The following is a 19,894-nucleotide window of genomic DNA, read 5'->3' on the forward strand; positions in this document are numbered from 1 at the left end:
CGTAGTCGCACGGCAGCTCGCGGTCATGGCCCTCGCATCAGAAATCCACGGTCATCGACGCCAGTACGGTGCGCGGCGCACCGAGCGACACCGTGCCGAACGATGCCACGCCCGACCAGTATCGACGGTCGAACGCATTGATCACGCTGGCGCGGAAGGTGGTGGCCTTGCCTGCCACCCTGGTGCGATAGCGGGCGCCGAAGTCAAAGGTGGTCCAGGACGGCACCGACTGCGTATTGGCCTGGTTCACATAGGTCTTGCCGGTGTAGTTGACCGCGCCTGTCAGCGTCAGGCCCTGCAACCAGGGCAGGTCCCACTCCGCGCCGAGGTTGGCCATGACGTTGGGCACGCCAACCGGGCGGTTGCCCTGCGTGGCAGCGCTGTTGGTCTTGGTCAGTTCGGCGTCCAGCAGCGTTACGCCGCCCAGCAAGCGCACGCGCTTGAGTACTTCGCCCGACACCGTCAGTTCCAGCCCCTGGTTGCGCTGCTCGCTGTCGACGGCGTAAACCGTGCCGTAGAGCTGGCCGCTCGGCTTGGTCATGCGGAATGCTGCCAGCGTGGCGAGCAGCGATCCGCTGTCGACCTTCACGCCAACCTCCTGCTGTTTGGTCTTGTACGGTGCGAACACCTGCCCGGCGTTCGAAGCCGTGGCCGGTGCGATATCGCCCTTGCTCAGGCCTTCCACGTAGTTGGCGTAGAACGACACGTGGCGCCACGGCTTGAATACGATGCCCGCCAGCGGCGTGACGGCGCTCTCCTCATAGGCGGCCGATTTCGCGCCGGTGGCCGCGACGTAGTTATTCGACTCTACGTTCTGGTAGCGCAGGCCCAGCGTCAATGCCACGCGCTCATCCATCGCGCTCAGCGTATCGATCAACGCCACGCCGGACAGCGTCGAATCCGACACCTTCGGCACAAACTGCGGCGCGGGGATGGACTGGGCCGGCCGCGCCACCGGCGCGTAGATGTTCGATTGCACCGGGGTGCCCGACACATTGGCATTGGCAATGCGGTCCGAGTACAGGTTGGCCTGCAGCGCCAGAGCGTGGCGAACGGGGCCGGTGTCGAACTTCGCGCGCACGCCGGTATCGAACGATGAACGGTTGATCTGGAAGCGCCAGCGCTGCATGGCCGACGACGTATCGCCGGCCGCATTGAGGATCGTCGGCGTCTGGTCGGACAGGCGCGCGACGTCGGAACGCGTGCCGCCGGCGTCGGCGAACACGGTCACGTTGTCGGCCACGTCATATTCCACATGGAGCAGCGTGGAGACGTCGTTCGACTTCCACCAGCCCCAGGGCTGCGTCACGTTGCGGCGGCCATCCGGCGCCGCGGGCACCGGGAGGCCGCTGGCTACCAGGAACGGGCGCGTGGGCGCATCGATCCATTGGTACTGCTCGATCAGGTCGAGCGAGGCGCGCAAGCGCTCGCCGCGATAGTCCAGAGACAGCGCGGCGACTTCGGCTCGCGACTTCTGGTTGTCCAGCGGCGTCGGCCCCTGGCGGTGCAGGCCGTTGAAGCGGATGCCCCATTCCTTGGCTTCACCGAAACGGCGGCCCAGGTCGACGGCGCCGCCGACCTGGGCGTCCGAGGTGTAGTCCAGCGTGAAGCGGGTGAGATCCGTGGCTCCGGCACGTTTCGGCACGATGTTCACCACGCCGCCCACGCCGCTGTTCGGCGACATCCCGTAAAGCATCGCCGCCGGGCCCTTGAGCACCTCCACGCGTTCGATGTACTCGGTAAACAGATGGTAGTTCGGCGACACGCCATAGACGCCGTCAAACGCCACTTCAGACAGGTTGCCTTCATTGATCGGGAAGCCGCGGATCATGAAGGAGTCAGTCACGCCGCCGATCTGGCCCGTGAAGCGTGTCGACGGGTCGCCGCCCAGTACCTCGGCCAGCGTCACGGCCTGCTGGTCTTCGATGCGCTGCGCAGTGTAATTGGAGGTAGCGAATGGCGTGTCCATGACGTCACGGTTGCCGAGCAGGCCGAGCCGCCCGCCACGCGCCGTCTGGCCGCCGGCATAAGGCCGGGGCAGCTCGCCCGAGGGCTCGGCGGCAGCCGTCACGGTCACGGCCGGCAAGGTGGTCGCGGCCTGCGGTTCGGCCGTCTCGGTCTGCGCCCGCAACGCCGGCGACGCGCCGGTGGCCCCGACGGCAAGGCAGAACAACGCGGATCGCAATGCAGCCGTCATCGGGCTGAGCGCGGGAAGGGAATGCTGAAGGTCGTTGGCAGGCATGATTCTCTGTTCCGGCAGTAAGGTGAGTTGCGTTACTGCCTGTAAAGCCGGACGAGAATCCAGATCCCCTCACTTTTTCTGAAATAATTTTCCTGGCACGTGCCGAGAAGGTGTCAGTGGAGGTCAGCGGTGATTAGCGGCCCTCTGCCGGCCCCACCATGACCCAGAAGCGGGTGCGATACGACACCCGGATCGGCTGCGAATGGGCCAGGAAGCGCAGCGCGCGATCGGTATCGGCAATCCGGTAGGCGCCCGACACCCGCAGGTCGGCCACGCGCGGATCGCAGACGATGCGGCCGGTGCGGTAGCGCGCCAGTTCAGCCAGCACATCGGCCAGGCGCATGTCATTGCCGGCGATCACACCGTTCGCCCATCCATCCGCGGCGATTGTCGGCGAGATCGCCTGGCCCGCTGCCGCGTCCGACATTTCCCAGGTGGTGCCAGGCTCGGCAACGCCGCGCGCCGCGCCGCTGCCGGGATGCATCTCCACCGCGCCTTCCTGCACGCTGATGCGCGCATGATCGGCGTCGATCCGCACCACAAAGCGCGTGCCGAGCGCGCGCAGCGAGCCGAACGGCGTCTGCACCCAGAACGGCTGCGCGGCAAAGCGCGCGTCGTGGCCGGTCGTCACCAGCACTTCACCGCGCCGCAAGGTCAGGACGCGACGGTCGGGATCGAAGCGGGTGCGGATCGCGGTATCGGTATTGAGCACGACCGTGGTGCCGTCTTCCAGATGCAGCGTGCGCTGCTCGCCGGTGCCGGTGCTGGCGTCGGCCAGCCAGCGCTGCCACGGCGCGAACCGGCTCGCCGCCGACACGGCCAGCACCGAAACCCCACCGAAAGCCAGCGTCTTGAGCGCCTTCCGGCGGGCTCCGGCGCCAGTCTTGCGCATGGCATCGGCGGCTTGCAGCGTGGGCAGGGCCAAGCCCGTCGGCACCCTGGTGAAATCGTCGCGCAGCGACTGCATGCGCTGCCAGGCAAGCGCATGGCGCGAATCGGCCTGCAGCCATTGCGCGAAGCGCTCGCGCGCACCCGCGTCGGCCTCGCTGAACTGGAGCCGGACGGCCCACTGGATGGCCTGGTCGACAATGTCCGATGGGACCGACGGCGGCGAAGTGGACGTTGCAGCGCCGCGCGAGGTGGCGTCAGTCACCGAAGCGCACGGTGTAACAGTGCCGCAGCGCCGTGCCGATATAGCGCTCGGCGGTCGACAGCGACACGCCCAGCCGTTCGGCGATTTGCCGGCAGGTCAGTCCTTCAAGCTGGGCCCACAGGAATGCGCTGCGCACCTTGGGCTTGAGCGCATCCAGCAAGCGGTCGATTTCGATCAGCGCCTGGAGGAAGGCAAGGCGGCTTTCAGGCGAGGGCGCGTGCGCCTCGGGGAGTTGCGCCAGGGTTTCCAGCCAGGCGCGCTCCAGCGCGCGCCGGCGCCAGTGATCGATGACAAGACCGTCGGCGATCCGGCCCAGGTAGATGCGCGGTTCCCTGATCGGAGCCAGGTCGCGGTGCAGCAGGCGCAAGAACACATCCTGCGCCAGATCGGCCGCATCGCACGCGTTACCCAGCTTGCGCCGCAACCAGCCTTGCAACCAGCCGTGGTGATCGTGGTAGAGCTCGTTGACCTGCGCGTGGATCACGGGTTCAGCGGCGGCCATGGCAACCAGGCGCCTCGCGGAGACTCCCGGCCTTGGCGGGAGGTAGGGTCGGCATGAGAAACGTCTTTGTCGGCATGGATGCGAAGTCAGGCTTACCTTCGCGAGAGAAGCTGCGGATGGTTGGCTAAATGTAACTCATTCTCAGTTAGAGGGAAAGCGGGCGTTGTGAACGGGAGACAGGACAGCGGGGTTCGCCGCCGTTGCTCGCGCTAGCCGGAGCGCTGCTGGCGCAATGTGTGAGTGCGGGCGGCGACATAGGGCAGGTTTGCCGCGACGAAGAACGCCAGCAGCAGCGCGCCCGCGCTCCATGCGAGCGCCGGCACCCACGGCATCAGGCTGGCCAGCATCGTGCCCCTGGCGGCGCCGGACGCCACCATGGCGATGCGCAGGAAAGCGGCGATGGCAAGCACGGCAAACACCAGTCCGGTGAGCCTGCCTTCGCGGCCCACATGCCCGGCATCGAGTGCGGCATTGGCCGCCGCGCCGAACATGAGGCCCCACATGCCCCCGGCCACGCATTGCGCGGCCAGCACCGCCTGCAGCGACGCGGCGGCAATGAAGCCGGACAAGGCCAGCGTGCCCAGTACCGATGCGGCGAGCAGCAGCACGCAGGCAGGAAAGCGCCGCAGCCATGGCGTCTCGGGCAGCAGCACGCACAGGGCGAAGCCGATCCAGAACGCCGGCATCACCCGCACCAGCTCGGCGCTGGCAACGAAGCGCAGGTAGGCCGGCCCCGAATTGATCGCGGTGTGGACCTGGAAGCCCAGCGCGAGCAGCCAGACCGCCGCGAACAGCAGCCACAGGCGCCGCGGGCCGGCGCTGGCAGTCGGCGCCGCGTCGGCACGCTCGCTTGTCGGCGCCGGCTCCACCCAGCGCAGCGCCACCACGGCCAGCACCAGTGCCGCGCTGGCCGCGGCGAAGGGGATCAACGGCGAAGCCTCGCGCAGCCGCGCCGTCAGCACCGGTGCCACCGCGCCGGCCAGGCCGATGCCGAGCAGCGACGCCAATATCAGGAACGACGAAGCCGATCCCTGCAGCCGCCGCGCGATGATCACCATGGGCGGCGCGCGCAAGGCCGAAGAGGTGGCGGCCCACAGCGCGGTCAGGGCAAGCAGCAGCACAGGCGAGGAAGCCGAAGGCAGCAGCACGAACGCCAGCGCGGAAACCACCGACAGCGCCAGGATCCAGCCGCCGAGCCGGCGCATGCCATTGGCGACACGGTCGGCGGCGATGCCCAGCGCCAGGTCCATGGCGACGAAGATCACCTGGTCCATCACCAGGATCCACGCCACGTGCGCGCGCGGGATGCCTGCCTGCGTGGCCAGCTGCGGCAGGAACGCGACGTAGAGGGTCCACGTGACCGCCAGCAGGAACTGCACGGAGCAGAAGATCAATGCGCGCATGCTGCCCACCTTGCCCGGTGTGTTTCCTTGGAAGGATAGGGCAAGGAGGGAGGTAAAGCCGGGGGAGGGCTCAGTAGTCGCTGAGCTTGTCGCCGTTGACCTCGACGAGCTGGTCCAGTCGCAGCGCCTCGCCCGAGCTGAGCGAGACAAACTCCGCCCGCTCGCGGCTGAAGATATCGGTGATCGTCGCCGTCACCTGCCGCGCAGCGCCATCATCGTCGCGATAGCGGATCACGGCGGGCCGGCGCATGGTGGCCACGGCTTCGAGCAGGTCGTGGAATTCGCAGCTGATCGGACTGTACGGGGTGGATGCGTGGTTCATGTCAGTAGCTCGCAATGCAGGGCGGTCGCCGGCACGTCTTCAGTCGCCGGGCCGGACCGACCGGATCAGGTTGTTGCGCAGCGTCGCCACCGCCTTCTGCAGGCGTGCGAACTCCTCCGGCGCCAGGCCAGTGGCGCCGGCCAGGCTGCCTTCGAGGCGCTTTTCGCGCAGGCGCCGCCCGTTGCGGGTCAGGCTGACCCGCACCTGGCGCTCGTCCTCGGGATCGCGCTGCCGCTCGACGTAGCCCATGGCTTCCAGCTTCTTCAGGATCGGCGTCAGCGTGTTCGATTCCAGGAAAAGCTTTTCGCCCAGGCTGCCCACGGTCTGGTTGTCTTCCTCCCACAACGCCACGATGGTGATGTATTGCGTGTAGGTCAGGCCCAGCTGTTCAAGGACGGGCTTGTACGCCTTGCCGAATGCCAGGTTGGCGGAATAGACGGCGAAGCAGAGGAAATCGGACAGCTTGGGGTCCGCGGCGGCGGCCTTGTCGGTGGCTTTCATGGTCTGGCTCCCGTGCCTGGATGACGCTGCGGGAAATTATAGGTCGTATGCGATTGTATCGCGAAGGCGGTAACAGGTTCCGACCCATGGGCGCCGGTCCGCGCCTTGGCGGGCACGGACCGGCGCGGTGCGCCTGCGTCAGCCGGTGATGACGTTGATCGCCACGTCGATGTTGCCGCGTGTGGCCTTGGAGTACGGGCAGATTTCATCGGCGGCATGCGCGACCGCCGTCGCCACGTCGTGCGGCACGCCTGGCATGCGCACGTTCAGGCGGGCCTGCAGCAGGTACTCGCTGCCGGTCTGGCCCAGGTCCACCTCGATCTCGACGGCAAGGTCGGAGGGCAGCGTCAGCTTGTGCGTCTTGGCCGCAAGGGCCACCGCGCTGATGTAGCACGCCGACCACGCAGCGGCAAACAGACGCTCGGCGGTGGGATGCGCATCGCTGCCATCGAAGACATGGGTCGGGTTGGCCTCGGTGCCGGGCGACGACAGTCGCATGTCGACGGTGCCGTCATGTCCGCGGGGCGTGTTGCCGGCGGCGCTGAACGTGGTGTAGGTCTTGCCGCTGGCCAGGACTTTGGCGATCTTGCTCATGGTGGGGTTCCTCTCGGTGGGGTTTGGGTTTTATAATCGTATGCGATTACATCGCATACGATATATATCGGCAAAAAACAATCAGCTTCCGCTGATCGATTCGCAAGCGATTCAATCGCATGCGATGGAAAGCATGATGGGATATGGCCCGGCCGAAGTCAAGGAGAATTTACGCGTCACCGTGCAACTGTGCGCTTGCCCGCCTCAGTCTTCCTCGACAAAGAACTCGATCGCCTCCTGGCCGGCATCGCCGGGCGGGGAGAACGTGATCCAGCCGTGGCCCCGCAGCGTGATCTCGTCACGGCGCAGCATCAGGCTGTCTTCACCATCGATGCGGACGTGGGTGCCGTTGGAGCTGCGGTCGATCAGCACGAAGCGGCCGCCGCGCGGCTCGACCGTGGCCTGGAAGCGCGACACCTGCCGGTCCAGGATGACGATGCTCATGGTGGAGTCGCGGCCGATGGTCAGCGGCGCCGAGGTGGCGTCCATCTCGAACAGGGTGTCGCGGTAGCGCAGCGACAGGAACAGCGAGCGGCGCACGGCGACGTCCGGCGCGACCAGGGTCAGCTCGGTGTTCTGCTGCCAGATCGCCTCGTACAGCTCGATCAGCTGGTGCTTGCCGCGCACCTGGATCGGATAGAGCGCGCGCGTCATCTGCCGCAGCGGTGCCGACAACTGCTCCACCGCATGCTTGCTGGTGATGATCTGCCCGCGCGAAGCCAGCTTGACCAGCCGCGCCGCCAGGTTGACCGTGTCGCCGAACACGTCGCCGCCTTCGTCCGACAGGATCGGGCCATGGTGGAAACCGATATGGATCGACAAGGCAATGCCGGCGATGGGCGCCAGCCCGGCCACGCCTTCCTGCATGTCGAGTGCGGCCTGCATCGCATGGTCGGCGCCGGGGAACAGCACCATGATCTCGTCGCCGATGGTCTTGACCACGCGTCCCTGCGCCAGCGCGGCGCGCGCCTTCATCAGCCCCAGGCAATGGCGGATGGCGGCGAGTGCCACCGCGTCGCCGGCCTTGTCGTAGAGCCGCGTGCTGTCGCAGATGTCCGCGAACATCACGGCGCCGTCGCATTGGTCAGCTGGCGAACCTGGATCCTTTTGCATCACCGGCGATGTTGTCAGATTTTCCGGGCGGGCCGCGCGCGGCTACCTCAGGCGCGCGCCACGTCTGCATGATAGGAATTCCGATGCCGGATTGCTGCCCCGCACGCATTCGCCGCCAGTGCGCGAACGCGCAGGTGTGGCGTGGCGCCGACTAGAATGAATCAGCCTGCTTTTGTCCCTGCAACCCGTGAGGAAGATGCCATGGCGGAAATCGAGAAAGACAAGGTCGTCGGGGTGCTGAACCAGATACTGGAAGCCGAACTCGCCGGGGTCGTGCGCTATACGCACTATTCCTTCCTGGTGTTCGGCTTCGGCCGCATCCCGGTGGTGTCCTGGCTGCGCGAGCAGGCCAGCGAATCGTTGCTCCATGCGCAGCAGGCCGGGGAGTGGATCACCACCCTGGGCGCGTATCCCTCGCTTGGCATCGCCGCGCTGCTGGACAGCCACACCACCGACATCGGCACCATCCTGCGCGAATCGCTGGCGACCGAGCGGCGGGCGCTGGACCTGTACCGCCAGCTGCTGGCGCTGGTCGAGGGCCGCTCGGTGGCGCTGGAAGAATATGCGCGCGAGTCGATCCAGCTGGAGGAGCTGCACGCCGGCGAGGTCGAGAAGATGCTGCGCAAGCCCGGACAACCGTAAGCCCGTGCGTGCCCCGGCCAGGGCGCGCCTGTGGCCCCGGGTGACGGAAAGGTTGCCCGAGTCCCCTGGCTCGCCTAGACTGGATTTCGGCCGGCACGGAGCGCAACGCTGGCGTACCGATGTGAACCTTTGCGGCTTGTGCCGCAGGGAGACGATCGATGTTGCCCACGCCCATTTCCGAGAAAGCGCTGTCCCGCGGATTGCTTGACGTCCTGATCCGCGCCGGGCTGATCGCCGTCCTGGCGGTCTTCTGCTTTCAGATCTTCCACCCGTTCGTCGACCTGCTGCTGTGGGCGGTGATCCTGGCGGTCACCATGTACCCGCTGCAGGTCAGGCTGCGCGCGCGGCTGGGCGGCCATGACGGGCGCGTCGCCACGCTGATCGTGGTGCTGGTCCTCGCCATCATCCTGGTGCCGACTTACCTGCTGGGCGCGGCCCTGGTCGAGTCCGTGGAGAACGCCATCGCCATGGTCAGGGACGACCGCGTGCGTATCCCGATGCCGGCGGAGTCGGTTGCCGCCTGGCCGTTCGTCGGGGAGCGCCTCTATGACTTCTGGCTGCAGGCTGCCACTGACATGACCGCGGTGATGGAAAAGCTGATGCCGCAACTCAAGGGCTTCAGCCTGGCGCTGCTGGGCAAGCTCGCCGGCGTCGGCGTGGCCCTGCTGGTGCTGCTGTTCGCGCTGATCATCGCCGGCATCATCATGGCCTATGGCGAGGAAGGGACCCGCAGTGCCAGGCAGATCGCCTCGCGCGTGTTCGGCCCGGAGCGCGGCCCGCGGCTGGCCATGCTGTGCACTGCCACCATCCGCGCGGTGGCGCAGGGCGTGGTGGGCATTGCCTTCATCCAGATGCTGCTGATCGGCGTCGCCTTCGTGATCAAGGGCATTCCCGGCGCCGGCCTGCTGGCGCTGGCGGTGCTGCTGCTCGGCATCATGCAGCTGCCGGCGACGCTGATCACCATCCCGGTGATTATCCTGGTCTTTGCCAATGAGGGCGCCACCGGGGCGGCCGTGATATTTGCCATCTACACCTTTATCGCGGGACTGGCCGACAACGTGCTCAAGCCGCTGATGCTCGGCCGCGGCGTGGACGTGCCGATGCCGGTGGTGCTGATCGGCGCGCTGGGCGGGATGGTGACGGGCGGCGTCATCGGGCTGTTTATCGGCCCCGTGATGCTGGCGGTGGCCTACCGGCTGTTCTGGCAGTGGGTCGAAGACCAGCCGCCTGCGCAGCCTGCCCAGCCGGTGCCCGAATCGATCGAGCAGACCGCGGAATAGTGCTGGCCGGTTCGCCCGATGCCCGCCCGCAACCGGCCGAACGGACTGCTGCTGGCCGGCGTGCTGTGCCTGGGCGCGTGCGCGCGCGTGGGGCCAGACTTCCAGCCGCAGCGCGAGGCGTGGACGCCCACATGGGACAGCCCTGCGCTGCAGGGCACCATTGAGCAGCGCCCCGCCCCCGACCTGCGGCAGTGGTGGCAGGTATTCGGCGACCCGACGCTGGAGCGCCTGATCGCCGAGGCCGATGCCAACAACGCCGGACTGCGCATCGCCGGCCTGCGCGTGATGGAAGCGCGCGCGCAGCTCGGCATCGCCCAGAGCGGCCGCTACCCGCAGCTGCAGCAGGTGAGCACCGACGTGCTTTACACCGCCAGCCGCCAGGCCGGCGGACGCAACCCGCAGAACAGCCGCTTCTGGCAGTTCAGCGCGGGCTTCGACATCGGCTGGGAACTGGACTTCTGGGGGCGCTTCAGCCGCGCCATCGAATCGGCCGATGCCGCATACTTTGCCGCGCGCGCCAATCACGAGGATGTGCTGGTACTGCTGCGCGCCCAGATGGCCGAGACCTACTTCGCGCTGCGCACCGCCGAGGCGCGGCTGCGCATCGCCCGCGACAACGCCCGGCTGCAGCAGCGCAGTTATGAAATCACCGAACGCCTGTTCCGCAGCGGCGAGACCGACGAGCTCGACCTGCAGCAAGCCAAGACGCAGTACCTGGGCACGCTCAGCAGCATCCCCGAGTTCGAGGGCCAGATCCTGCGCACGCGCAATGCGCTCGCGGTGCTGGCGGGCCACCCTCCCGGCGCGCTGCCGGAGCTGCCGGATCTCGCGGAGCGGGAAGGGGCGCTTCCGCTGATCGACCGCGCCGTGGTGCAGGACGTGCCCGCCAGCCTGCTGGTGCGCCGACCGGATGTGCGCGCCGCCGAACTGCAGATCGCGGCGCAGTCGGCGCTGATCGGCGTGGCCGAGGCCGATCTCTACCCGTCGCTGTCGCTGCTGGGCAGCATCGTCTGGTCCGCCAGTACGCTGGCCGGCACGCCCAACACGCTGGCGCTGGTCGGCGGGCCCAGCCTGCGCTGGAACGTGTTCGACTATGGCCGCATCCGCAACAACGTGCGGGTGCAGGACGCACGCCTGCAACAGCTGATCGTGGCCTACCAGGACGCGGTGCGGCAGGCCGCGCGCGAAGCCGACGATGCCGCCAGCGGCCTGCTCAAGGCGCTGGAGCGCGAACAGATCCTGCGCGAAGGCACCGTTGCCGCCAACCGTTCGCTGTCGCTGGCCAACTCGCTCTATCGCGAAGGCTATTCCGACTTCCAGCGCGTGCTGGACGCGCAGCGCGCGCTGGCGGCGCAGCAGGATGCCTACGTGCTTAACCGCAGCAGCGCCGTGAGCAACCTGATCGCGCTGTACAGGGCGCTGGGCGGCGGCTGGCACAGCGAACTGCCTCTGGTCGACCCGGCGACGCGCCAGCAGATGCAGCAGCGCACCAACTGGGGCGACCTCTTCGACCAAGCCGAACGGCCGGCCGTGCCCGACGGGGCGGCGGGCGTTCCGGCGACACCACGGCAGGTGTCCAACGCGGAGGCCCGATGAGCGACACGCCACAGCCCGCAGCAGTCCCGCCGCCAGCGCAGCCACCCGCGCCCCCGCCGCCCGCAGCGGCACCGGCCGCCGATCCGGCCAGGAAAGGCATCCGCTGGGTGCTCGTGCTGATCGCCGGGAGCCTGGTGTGGTATCTGCTGGCCGACCGGCTTACGCCCTATACCCAGCAAGCGCGCGTGCAGGCCTTCGTGGTGCCGGTGGCGTCGGAGGTGGCGGGGCGCGTGACGCGCGTCCATGTGCGCAACAACCAGGACGTGGCGGCTGGCACGGTGCTGTTCGAGGTTGACCCGCAGCACTACCGGATCGCCGCCGACCGCGCGCGCGCCGACCTGGAGTCGACGCGCCGGCAGATCGGCGCCAGCACCGCCGGCATCGAATCGGCGCAGGCGGCGCTGCGAGCGGCGCGCGCCAACGAGGTCAAGGCGCGCCAGGACAGCGAACGCCTGGAGCGCCTGTACAGCGAAGATCCGGGCACCATATCGCTGCGCCGGCTCGAGATCGCGCGTGCCAGCCTGGAAGCGGCTACCGCGCAGGTGGCCGCGGCCCGCGCCGAGGTCCAGCGCGCGCGCGAGCAGGAGGGCGGCAGCGCGGAAGACAATGCCAAGCTGCGCAGCGCCGCCGCCGCGCTGGAAAAGGCCGAGCTGGACCTGGCCAACACCAGCGTGCGCGCGCGCTCGGCCGGGCTGGTCACCGACCTGCGCACCGAGACCGGCCAGTTTGCCGCCGCGGGCCATCCGGTCATGACGCTGATCACCATCCACGACGTGTGGATCAACGCGGAGATGACCGAGAACAACCTTGGTCACGTGGTGCCCGGCACGCCCGTGGCGATCGTGCTGGATGCGCTGCCGGGGCGGATCTTCACCGGGCGCGTGCGCAGCGTCGGCTACGGCGTCAGCGTCGGCGGGCCCCCCACGCAGCCCGGCAGCCTGCCGACGGTGCAGAACAGCCGCGACTGGCTGCGCCCGGCCCAGCGTTTCCCGGTGACGGTCGAGTTCGATCCTGGCCAGTTGTCGTCGCTGCGCGGCGTGCGCGTTGGCGGACAGGCGGAAGTCATGGCATTTCCAACGGAAGGCAATCCGCTCAACCCGCTCGGCCGCGCCTTTCTGTACCTGATGAGCTGGCTGTCCTATGTCTACTGACAGCCCCGCGCCGGGGCCGCCGGCACCTTCACTGCCTTCGCCGCCTTCGCCGCGCGCACGGCGCGCGCTGCGCCTGGCCAGCGGCACCGCGTGGTGCCTGGCGGCCAGCTTCGGGCTGGGCCTGCCGATCCCGATGCTCGCGCCAGTGCTGGCCATATTCCTGCTCGCCAGCATGAACCGCCCGCTGGCGTTCAAGGCCGGCGTGGGCCTGGCGCTGGTGACGATGCTGACCACCGGCAGCGGCCTGCTGCTGATTCCCTTGCTGCGCCACTATCCGGCGAGCGGCGTGCTGCTGACCGGCCTGTGCCTGTTCCTGGCATTCCGCTACGGGCTGCGCGGCGGCAACAACCTGGTGTCGACCTTCCTGGTGGTCGGCCTGACCATGATCTCGGCGGCAGGCACCTTCGACTTCGGCCTGGCCGTGACGGTCATTGCCGCGCTGGTCAAGGGGCTGCTGCTGGCGGTGCTGGCGCTGGCGCTCGGCCACTGGCTCTTTCCCGAGCCAGCAGGCGTGCCCCCGGCGCCCCCGGCCAGCGCGCTGCCGGACGACCTGGCGGCGTGGGTGGCGCTGCGGGCGGCGCTGGTGGTGATGCCGGCCTTCCTGCTCACGATGACCGATCCCGCCATCTACATGCCGATCATCATGAAGGCGGTCAGTCTGGGCCGGCAGAGCTGCACCACCTCGGCGCGCAACGCGGGCCGCGAGCTGCTGGGCTCGACGCTGCTCGGCGGCCTGCTGGCGATCGTGTTCTGGGGCGCGCTCAGCCTGTTCGTGCACCTGTGGATGTATTTCCTGTGGATGCTGCTGTTCGCGCTGCTGGTGGCGCGCAAGCTCTACGGGTTCAGTCCCACGCGCCAGGCGCCGGGCTTCTGGCTCAATACGCTGGTGACGCTGGTGATCCTGCTGGGGCAGTCGGTGCAGGACAGCGCGGCCGGCAAGGACGTCTATACCGCCTTTATCGTGCGCATGGGGCTGTTTATCGGCGTCACGCTGTACGCCTGGCTGATGATCGAGCTGCTCGACCAGCCGCGCGCGGTGCGCAGCGCGGCACGCTGATACGGGCGCCGCGTTCTATCCCAGCGCCAGTCCGCCATGCGCCAGCAACTGGCGGAAGACCGCCAGCTGGGTATCGCCGGTCTCCGCCAGGCGGTGGCACACGTGGACGTGGGCGTCCATGTCGCTGTGGCCGCGCAGCGCGTCCTTGCACTCGCGCTCGGAGATCTCCAGATGGACCCCCGTCAGGATGGCGCGTCCGTAGCCGACGCGCGCGGCCACGATCGCCGGCGGCGTGCCCGCCATGCCCGTGTAGACCGCCAGCACCTGCGTATCGGGGCCGGGCTCGCCCCCGAAATCGAACAGGCAGCCGCCGTGGTAGTGCGTGTAGAGCGAGACCGGCGCCGGCGTCAGGTGGCCGGTGGTGCGGATCTCCACGGCGGCGGCGGTGCGCGGCGTGCCGTCGTACAGGCGCCCGCCGGTGAGGTCCGGCAAGGAGCCGACCGCCACCGCGTCGACAAAGCGCAACTCGCGCGCACCGCAGATCGCGCCCGAGGTGCCGGCGTGAAAGGCAAGTTCGCGGCACGCGTAGTAGGCGCCGGCGCAGATGCCGAGGTAGACGCCGCCGCGTTCGACAAAACTGCGGATGCGCGCATTGGGTGCGCCATTGAGCGCCGCGCAGTAGGGCAGGTCGGCACCGCCTGGCATGACAAACATCACCGCGTCGTCGAACAGCGTGGCGTCGTGGCGGATATCGTCGGCCATGACCGCGCGGATTTCATAGGCGCCGGCCTGCAGCTGGTGGCCGATGGTGCGCATCAGGCAGGCGGTCCAGTCGGAGGCGCCGGCGTCGACATAGGTCAGGATCTGGGGCTTGGACATGCTGGTCGTGGCGATTTGCTCGGGGTGGCGCGGGCAACGCGCGCCCCTGGCTTGCTTTCTACCTCAGTTTTCGCGCTGGCGCAGTACCGGCTTTCCCGGGGCGTGAGGGTTCAGGCTTCTGCTTGCGCGCCGGCGCGGCCGACCGCGCCGCCATGGTTTCGCGTACGGCTTCGCGCACGCATTCCGCCAGCAGCGCCGCGGCGCGCGTCTGGCCGGCACCTGCCTGCGCGATCACCAGCGGCTGGCGCACCGTTTCCTCCAGGATCGGCTTTTCCACGACACTGGCCGACTGGCCGGACGCTGGCGCCTGCGTGATCAGCAGCGCCGAACCCAGCCCGTTCGCCACCATGCTGCGCGCCAGTTCCAGCGAGGTGGCGCGGTAGCGCACCTCAGGCTGCAGGCCGAACTGCCAGAACGGCGCCATCAGGAATTCGCGGCTGTGCGGCAGGTCGATCAGGATCAGCGGCTCGCGCGCCAGCGCGTGCAGCGAGATCGCGGCCTTGCCGCGGGCCAGCTTCGAGCCGGCCGGCACCAGCCCGTAGGGCCGCAGTTGCGCCAGCACCTCGCGGCCGATCTCGGCAGGCAGCCCCACGTCGTAGGTCAGCGCCAGCTCGATCTGGCCGCCATGCAGCCAGTCTTCCAGCTGGGCCAGGTCGCCCTCGACAAAACGCACGGCGAGCCGGGGATAGCGCTCGCGCGCCACGCGCAGCACCGCCGGCAGGTAGGCCGGCGCCAGCGTGCGGAACACGCCGATGCGCACCTCGCCGGCGTCGCCGTCGCCGCTCTGGTCGACCTCGAATGCCGTTGCCGCGCCCAGGATCTGGCGCGCTTCAGCCAGCTTGCGTGTCCCGAAGCGGGTCAGGGCCAGCCTTGTGCCCGCATCGCGGGCGAACAGGGCTTCGTCGAACAAGGCTTCCAGCTCGCGGATGGCGACCGAGATGGAGGGCTGCGAGACATTGAGCAGCCGCGCGGCGGCCGTGGTGCTGCCGGTTTCCGCCGTGGCGGCGAAGTAGCGCAACAGGCGCAGCGAGATGCGCGAGGAGCGCAAGGACCGCACGGACTGCGACGGAGACGGCTGCGATGTCATTAGAAAATCCTATAGGTACTACTAGAAATCAATATTTTACTTGATACCCAGCGCTGCGCAGAATCGGCCCACAAGCCCTGGAGGAGCAAGACCATGACGCAATCCAACCTGCCTGATTTGCCCGATCTCCCGCTAGCCGGCCTGCGCGTGATCGATTTCTCGCGCGTGCTCGCCGGCCCCTATTGCACCGCGCTGCTCGGCGACCTCGGCGCCGAAGTCATCAAGGTGGAGCCGCCCGGCGGCGACGACTATCGCGCGGTCGGTCCCTTCGCCGAGGGCAAGAGCGGCCTGTTCTCTGCGATGAACCGCAACAAGCAGAGCATCGTGATCGACCTGAAGACGCAGGACGGTCTGGCGGTCGCCCGCGCGCTATGCCGCGGTGCCGACGTGGTGGTGGAAAACTTTCGCCCCGGCGTGGCGGACAAGCTCGGCATCGGCTACGCCGCGCTGCGCGAACTGAACCCGTCGCTGGTCTATGCCAGCGTGTCGGGCTTCGGCCAGACCGGCCCGGAATCGCACCGACCGGCCTACGACATCATCCTGCAGGCGATGTGCGGGCTGATGGACGCCACCGGCGCGCCCGACGGCGCGCCGACCATGCTCGGCGAGGCCGTGTCCGACGCGGTCAGCGGCCTGTTCGCCTCGTGGGGCGTGCTGGCCGCGCTGCTGGCGCGCGCGAAGACGGGCCGCGGCACGCATGTCGATGTGTCGATGTTCGACGCCACGCTCAGCCTCAGCGCCACGCTGGTCGCGCGCTACGCGGCCACCGGGCTGGCGCCGCGCCGTGTCGGCAACCGCCATCCGTCGTCGGCGCCGTTTGGCGCGTACCGCGCCGCGGATGGCTTCTATGTGGTGGCGGTGCTGAACAACAAGCTGTTCCAGGCGCTCGCCGACGCCATCGGCCAGCCCGCGATGGCGCAGGACCCGCGCTTTGCCGATGACGAGACGCGTTGCCGCTTCGAGTCCGACCTGCGCGCCATGCTGGAAAGCTGGTCGGCCACGCGCACTGTCGCCGAGGTGAACGCAGTGCTCGGCGCCGCCGGCATCCCGGTCGCGCCGATCCGCAATGTCAGGGAAGCGCTGGAAAGCGAACACGCGGCGCATCGCCGCCTGCTGACCGAGGTGCCCGACACGGGCGGCGGCACCGTGCGGCTGCCGTCGCAGCCGGTCAAGTTCTCCGCGTACGGCGCCAACCGCGTGACGCCAGCGCCGGCACTGGGCCAGCACACCGAGGCCATCCTGGCCGCGCACGATTTCGATAAGGAGAAGCAACATGCATAAGCGAATGGGCGTCGAAGCGGAAGACCTGGAGATCGCCGATGCGATCGGCCGCTTCGCGCAGAGCGAACTGGCCCCGAACGCCGCCGAAGTGGACCGCGCGGAAACCTCCACCACGCGCTACGTGCCCCAGCTTGCCGAACTCGGCCTGATGGGCATGAACCTGCCGGAACGCTGGGGCGGCACCGAAACCTCGCCGGTCGCGCTGATCCTGTCGCTTGCCGAAGTCGCGAAGGCCTGCGCTTCGACCTCGTCGATGATCGGCGCGCACTACCTGGCCACCGACTCCATCCTGATCGGCGGCGACGACGCGCTGCGCGATCGCTACCTGCCGGATGCTGCCGCCGGCCGCAAGCTGGGCGCGTTCGCGCTGACCGAGCCGCGCGCCGGCTCCAACCCCGCCGACATGGCCACGCGCGCCACGCCGGAAGGCGACGGCTACCGACTGCGTGGCGTCAAGCATTTCATCTCCAACGCCGACGCCGCCGACTTTATCGTCGTCTACGCCAAGACCGATCCCGCGGCCGGCACGCGCGGCATCAGCGCCTTCGTGGTGGATCGGCGCAGCGCCGGCGTGGACATCGCGCCCGCCGAGAAGCTGATGGGCATCCGCGGCGCACCGGCGCACGAGGTGGCGCTGGATTGCTTCGTCCCCGCCGCAAACCGGCTGGGAGCGGAAGGCAGCGGCTTCCGCACCGCGATGAAGGTGCTCGACAACAGCCGCCTCGACGTGGCCGCGACCAGCCTCGGCATCAGCGAAGCGGCACTGGCGTGCGCGGTCGACTGGGCCAGGCAGCGCCAGGTCGGCGGCGAGCCGCTGGCGCGCAAGCAGGGCCTGCAGTGGATGTTCGCCGACATGCGCACGCGGCTGGAAGCGGCCTGGCTGCTGACGCTGCAGGCGGCGGTGCGGCGCCGCGACGGCGAGCCTTTCACCGAGCATGCATCGATGGCCAAGCTCTATGCCTCGGAGACGGTCGCCTTCGTCACCGATACCGCATTGCAGATCCACGGCGGCTACGGCTTCACGCGCGAGATGCCGCTGGAGCGGCTGGTGCGCGATGCGCGCATCCTGCGCATCTACGAAGGCTCGTCGGAGATCCAGCGCACGGTGATCGCGCGCGCGGTGCTGGGATAGGGGGCGCAGGCGGGGCGCCGCGAACGCCCCGCCCGCATACGGCGATCTCGCCCATTCAGGAAAACGACAAGGGCGCCGCCGCCAGCCGCTGGTTATAGTCAGCGGTGGGACAGGGGGTATCGCCCCTGGCGCGTTTGGTGCGCAACCAATGCGCAATCAATGCGCAATCGGCATCAATGCATGCGCGTCCCGAATCAATCCGAATGACCGGAGCGGCGGGGCTGCGGGCGGCCCTGCAAAGGGGGAGGCATGGATGTCGAATTGCAGCGCGCCATACTGAACAACATCCCGGACCAGGCCTGGCTGAAAGACGCCGGCTCGCGCTACGTGCTGGTCAATGACGCCTTCATGGCCGCATGCGGAAGGACCGAGGCGGAGATCGTGGGCAACACGCCGGACCAGGTCTGGTCGGCGGAATGGGGCCAGGTCTATCTCGATACCGACAGGGCGGTAGTCGACAGCGGCGAGCGCCACCGCTACGAGGAGAGCCGGCATGGCAAGGACGGCAGCGTGCGCTGGTTCGACACCATCAAGATGCCGATCCGCAACCCGCGCGGCGAGGTCATCGGCACGGTGGGGATCTCGCGCGATATCACCGACCGCAAGCGCTCCGAGCAGGAACTGCTGGCCTCGCGCGCGCAGCTGCGCGAGCTGTCCGCGCATCTGCAATCCGTGCGCGAGGCCGAACGCACCCGTATCTCGCGCGAACTGCACGATGAGCTGGGGCAGTCGCTGACGGCGCTGCGCCTGGGGCTCAGTTTCATCGAGGCGCAGCAGGGGCCGGCTGCCGACGACGCGTACCGCAAGCACGTGCAGATGCTCAAGGAGATCGCCGACTCGACCGTGGAAGCGGTGCAGCGCATTGCGGCCGACCTGCGCCCGCCAGTGCTGGACGAGCTGGGACTGGCCTCGGCGATCGACTGGCTGGTCGAGTCACTGGCGGAGCGCACCGGCATTGCCTGCGAAAGGGCGCTCCAGCCGGTGGCGGATCTCGGTGCGGAAGTCAGCACCGCGGTCTTCCGGATCGCGCAGGAAGCCCTGACCAATGCCTGCCGCCATGGCCAGGCCGATCGCGTCCGCGTCGAACTGGGCGAAGCGGGCGGCATGCTGCGGCTGGTGGTTGCCGACAACGGCTGCGGCATCGATGCCTCCGTCACCGGCCGCCGGCGCAGCCTGGGCTTGCTCGGCATGCGCGAGCGTGCGCGGATGCTGGGCGGCAAGCTGTTGGTGAGCAGCGAGAAGGGCCACGGCACGCGCATCGAGGCGCTGATTCCGCGCGACGCCGGCGTTGCCGGGGCTACCGGGGCTACCGGGGCTACCGGAGGAGACGCCAGATGATCCGCATCCTGCTGGCCGATGACCACACCATCATCCGCGACGGGCTGAAGAAGATCCTGTCCACGGTGCCGGACATGGAGGTGGTGGCCGAGGCCGCCGACGGCAATGAACTGATCGCGCTGCTGCGCGCCGGCCTGCCGGACGTGCTGCTGCTCGACATGTCGATGCCGGGCCGCAGCGGCATCGTGCTGATCCAGCAGCTGCAGGCCAGCTATCCGGCGCTGCCCGTGCTGGTGCTGAGCATGTACCGCGAGTCGCAGTACGCGGTGCAGGCGATCCGCGCCGGCGCCGCCGGTTATCTGACCAAGAATGTCGAGTCGGACCAGCTGATCGGCGCCATCCGCAAGGTGGCGCGCGGCGGCACCGCGGTGTCGGCCGCGATCGCCGACAAGCTGATCGGGCAGGCGCGGCAGCTGGCGGTGTTGCCGCATGCGCGGCTGACGGCGCGCGAACTGCAGGTGTTCCAGATGCTGGCCGAAGGGCAGGGCATCAATGAAATCGCGCTGACGCTGTCGCTCAGCGGCAAGACGGTCAGCACCCACAAGGCCAACATCCTGGCCAAGCTGGAGCTTACGTCGACTGCCGGGCTGGTGCACTACGCCATCCGGCACGGGCTGCTGGCGGACGCGGGGGAGGTCGGCGAGGTGAGCGATATCCCGTAGGTTTGTGCGGCGCATCTAG

General features: G+C 68.6%; 19 protein-coding genes. 9 read left to right on the plus strand and 10 right to left on the minus strand.

Annotated features, from left to right (window positions below):
• Positions 1-37 precede the first annotated feature (37 nt).
• The 8 genes from VSR71_RS15580 to VSR71_RS15615 form a co-directional block, all read right to left on the minus strand.
• Complete coding sequence (locus tag VSR71_RS15580; RefSeq protein ID WP_342914752.1) at positions 38-2,242, minus strand: TonB-dependent siderophore receptor; 2,205 nt, start codon at positions 2,240-2,242, stop codon at positions 38-40.
• Between the two features lie 133 nt (positions 2,243-2,375).
• On the minus strand, positions 2,376-3,395 hold the full coding sequence (locus tag VSR71_RS15585; RefSeq protein WP_342914753.1) for a FecR domain-containing protein: 1,020 nt from the start codon (positions 3,393-3,395) through the stop codon (positions 2,376-2,378).
• Entirely contained in the window at positions 3,388-3,897 is a 510-nt protein-coding gene (locus VSR71_RS15590; RefSeq protein WP_342914754.1) for a sigma-70 family RNA polymerase sigma factor, read from the minus strand. Before VSR71_RS15590 ends, VSR71_RS15585 begins: the two co-directional genes overlap by 8 nt.
• A 209-nt stretch (positions 3,898-4,106) precedes the next feature.
• The gene (locus VSR71_RS15595) at positions 4,107-5,300 is read right to left on the minus strand and encodes an MFS transporter (protein WP_342914755.1); all 1,194 of its coding nucleotides are present in this window, start codon (positions 5,298-5,300) and stop codon (positions 4,107-4,109) included.
• Positions 5,301-5,370: 70 nt separating this feature from the next.
• Positions 5,371-5,622, minus strand: coding sequence for a hypothetical protein (locus VSR71_RS15600; RefSeq protein WP_342914756.1), 252 nt, complete (start codon positions 5,620-5,622; stop codon positions 5,371-5,373).
• A gap of 39 nt (positions 5,623-5,661) precedes the next feature.
• Positions 5,662-6,123: a MarR family transcriptional regulator gene (locus tag VSR71_RS15605; RefSeq protein WP_342914757.1), complete on the minus strand. Its 462-nt coding sequence runs from the start codon at positions 6,121-6,123 to the stop codon at positions 5,662-5,664.
• A 138-nt stretch (positions 6,124-6,261) separates the two neighbouring features.
• Positions 6,262-6,717 (minus strand): Ohr family peroxiredoxin, encoded by a 456-nt coding sequence (locus VSR71_RS15610; RefSeq protein ID WP_342914758.1) that lies wholly within the window; start codon positions 6,715-6,717, stop codon positions 6,262-6,264.
• Between the two features lie 204 nt (positions 6,718-6,921).
• Complete coding sequence (locus tag VSR71_RS15615) at positions 6,922-7,830, minus strand: adenylate/guanylate cyclase domain-containing protein (protein WP_342914759.1); 909 nt, start codon at positions 7,828-7,830, stop codon at positions 6,922-6,924.
• Between the two features lie 201 nt (positions 7,831-8,031).
• Between VSR71_RS15615 and VSR71_RS15620 the strand changes: the two genes are divergently transcribed.
• The 5 genes from VSR71_RS15620 (at position 8,032) to VSR71_RS15640 (ending at position 13,556) form a co-directional block, all read left to right on the plus strand.
• Positions 8,032-8,472, plus strand: coding sequence for a ferritin-like domain-containing protein (locus VSR71_RS15620; protein ID WP_342914760.1), 441 nt, complete (start codon positions 8,032-8,034; stop codon positions 8,470-8,472).
• Between the two features lie 158 nt (positions 8,473-8,630).
• Positions 8,631-9,752, plus strand: a complete 1,122-nt coding sequence (locus tag VSR71_RS15625) for an AI-2E family transporter (protein WP_342914761.1) — start codon at positions 8,631-8,633, stop codon at positions 9,750-9,752.
• An 18-nt stretch (positions 9,753-9,770) separates the two neighbouring features.
• Positions 9,771-11,348, plus strand: coding sequence for a TolC family protein (locus tag VSR71_RS15630; RefSeq protein WP_342914762.1), 1,578 nt, complete (start codon positions 9,771-9,773; stop codon positions 11,346-11,348).
• Positions 11,345-12,499, plus strand: a complete 1,155-nt coding sequence (locus tag VSR71_RS15635; protein WP_342914763.1) for an HlyD family secretion protein — start codon at positions 11,345-11,347, stop codon at positions 12,497-12,499. The genes VSR71_RS15630 and VSR71_RS15635 overlap by 4 nt, the downstream gene beginning before the upstream one ends.
• The gene (locus tag VSR71_RS15640) at positions 12,489-13,556 is read left to right on the plus strand and encodes a DUF2955 domain-containing protein (RefSeq protein ID WP_342914764.1); all 1,068 of its coding nucleotides are present in this window, start codon (positions 12,489-12,491) and stop codon (positions 13,554-13,556) included. The genes VSR71_RS15635 and VSR71_RS15640 overlap by 11 nt, the downstream gene beginning before the upstream one ends.
• Before the next feature lie 15 nt (positions 13,557-13,571).
• On the opposite strand, the gene VSR71_RS15645 is transcribed toward VSR71_RS15640, so the two are convergent.
• Positions 13,572-14,375 carry a BPL-N domain-containing protein gene (locus VSR71_RS15645; RefSeq protein ID WP_342914765.1) on the minus strand — a complete coding sequence of 268 codons (804 nt, stop codon included), beginning with the start codon at positions 14,373-14,375 and terminating at the stop codon, positions 13,572-13,574.
• A 58-nt stretch (positions 14,376-14,433) separates the two neighbouring features.
• The gene (locus VSR71_RS15650) at positions 14,434-15,462 is read right to left on the minus strand and encodes a LysR family transcriptional regulator (RefSeq protein WP_342914766.1); all 1,029 of its coding nucleotides are present in this window, start codon (positions 15,460-15,462) and stop codon (positions 14,434-14,436) included.
• A gap of 93 nt (positions 15,463-15,555) precedes the next feature.
• Here VSR71_RS15650 and VSR71_RS15655 point away from each other — a divergent pair, with 93 nt between their 5' ends.
• The 4 genes from VSR71_RS15655 to VSR71_RS15670 all read left to right on the plus strand — a co-directional run bounded on the left by VSR71_RS15655 (position 15,556) and on the right by VSR71_RS15670 (position 19,875).
• Positions 15,556-16,743, plus strand: a complete 1,188-nt coding sequence (locus VSR71_RS15655; protein ID WP_342914767.1) for a CoA transferase — start codon at positions 15,556-15,558, stop codon at positions 16,741-16,743.
• On the plus strand, positions 16,736-17,875 hold the full coding sequence (locus VSR71_RS15660; protein ID WP_342914768.1) for an acyl-CoA dehydrogenase family protein: 1,140 nt from the start codon (positions 16,736-16,738) through the stop codon (positions 17,873-17,875). Before VSR71_RS15655 ends, VSR71_RS15660 begins: the two co-directional genes overlap by 8 nt.
• 249 nt (positions 17,876-18,124) lie before the next feature.
• Positions 18,125-19,213, plus strand: coding sequence for a PAS domain-containing sensor histidine kinase (locus VSR71_RS15665; RefSeq protein WP_342914769.1), 1,089 nt, complete (start codon positions 18,125-18,127; stop codon positions 19,211-19,213).
• Entirely contained in the window at positions 19,210-19,875 is a 666-nt protein-coding gene (locus VSR71_RS15670) for a response regulator transcription factor (protein WP_342914770.1), read from the plus strand. Before VSR71_RS15665 ends, VSR71_RS15670 begins: the two co-directional genes overlap by 4 nt.
• The last annotated feature ends 19 nt before the right edge of the window (positions 19,876-19,894 follow it).

The organism is Cupriavidus oxalaticus (assembly GCF_038900635.1).
In the GTDB taxonomy this organism is placed as follows: Bacteria; Pseudomonadota; Gammaproteobacteria; order Burkholderiales; family Burkholderiaceae; genus Cupriavidus; species Cupriavidus oxalaticus_B.

Excerpts from the sequence above, each read along its gene's own strand:
- VSR71_RS15580 (WP_342914752.1), bottom strand. The coding sequence starts at position 2,242 with ATGCCTGCCAACGACCTTCAGCATTCCCTTCCCGCGCTCAGCCCGATG.
- VSR71_RS15590 (WP_342914754.1), bottom strand. The coding sequence starts at position 3,897 with ATGGCCGCCGCTGAACCCGTGATCCACGCGCAGGTCAACGAGCTCTAC.
- VSR71_RS15595 (WP_342914755.1), bottom strand. The coding sequence starts at position 5,300 with ATGCGCGCATTGATCTTCTGCTCCGTGCAGTTCCTGCTGGCGGTCACG.
- VSR71_RS15600 (WP_342914756.1), bottom strand. The coding sequence starts at position 5,622 with ATGAACCACGCATCCACCCCGTACAGTCCGATCAGCTGCGAATTCCAC.
- VSR71_RS15605 (WP_342914757.1), bottom strand. The coding sequence starts at position 6,123 with ATGAAAGCCACCGACAAGGCCGCCGCCGCGGACCCCAAGCTGTCCGAT.
- VSR71_RS15610 (WP_342914758.1), bottom strand. The coding sequence starts at position 6,717 with ATGAGCAAGATCGCCAAAGTCCTGGCCAGCGGCAAGACCTACACCACG.
- VSR71_RS15615 (WP_342914759.1), bottom strand. The coding sequence starts at position 7,830 with ATGCAAAAGGATCCAGGTTCGCCAGCTGACCAATGCGACGGCGCCGTG.
- VSR71_RS15620 (WP_342914760.1), top strand. The coding sequence starts at position 8,032 with ATGGCGGAAATCGAGAAAGACAAGGTCGTCGGGGTGCTGAACCAGATA.
- VSR71_RS15625 (WP_342914761.1), top strand. The coding sequence starts at position 8,631 with ATGTTGCCCACGCCCATTTCCGAGAAAGCGCTGTCCCGCGGATTGCTT.
- VSR71_RS15630 (WP_342914762.1), top strand. The coding sequence starts at position 9,771 with ATGCCCGCCCGCAACCGGCCGAACGGACTGCTGCTGGCCGGCGTGCTG.
- VSR71_RS15635 (WP_342914763.1), top strand. The coding sequence starts at position 11,345 with ATGAGCGACACGCCACAGCCCGCAGCAGTCCCGCCGCCAGCGCAGCCA.
- VSR71_RS15640 (WP_342914764.1), top strand. The coding sequence starts at position 12,489 with ATGTCTACTGACAGCCCCGCGCCGGGGCCGCCGGCACCTTCACTGCCT.
- VSR71_RS15645 (WP_342914765.1), bottom strand. The coding sequence starts at position 14,375 with ATGTCCAAGCCCCAGATCCTGACCTATGTCGACGCCGGCGCCTCCGAC.
- VSR71_RS15650 (WP_342914766.1), bottom strand. The coding sequence starts at position 15,462 with ATGACATCGCAGCCGTCTCCGTCGCAGTCCGTGCGGTCCTTGCGCTCC.
- VSR71_RS15655 (WP_342914767.1), top strand. The coding sequence starts at position 15,556 with ATGACGCAATCCAACCTGCCTGATTTGCCCGATCTCCCGCTAGCCGGC.
- VSR71_RS15660 (WP_342914768.1), top strand. The coding sequence starts at position 16,736 with ATGCATAAGCGAATGGGCGTCGAAGCGGAAGACCTGGAGATCGCCGAT.
- VSR71_RS15665 (WP_342914769.1), top strand. The coding sequence starts at position 18,125 with ATGGATGTCGAATTGCAGCGCGCCATACTGAACAACATCCCGGACCAG.
- VSR71_RS15670 (WP_342914770.1), top strand. The coding sequence starts at position 19,210 with ATGATCCGCATCCTGCTGGCCGATGACCACACCATCATCCGCGACGGG.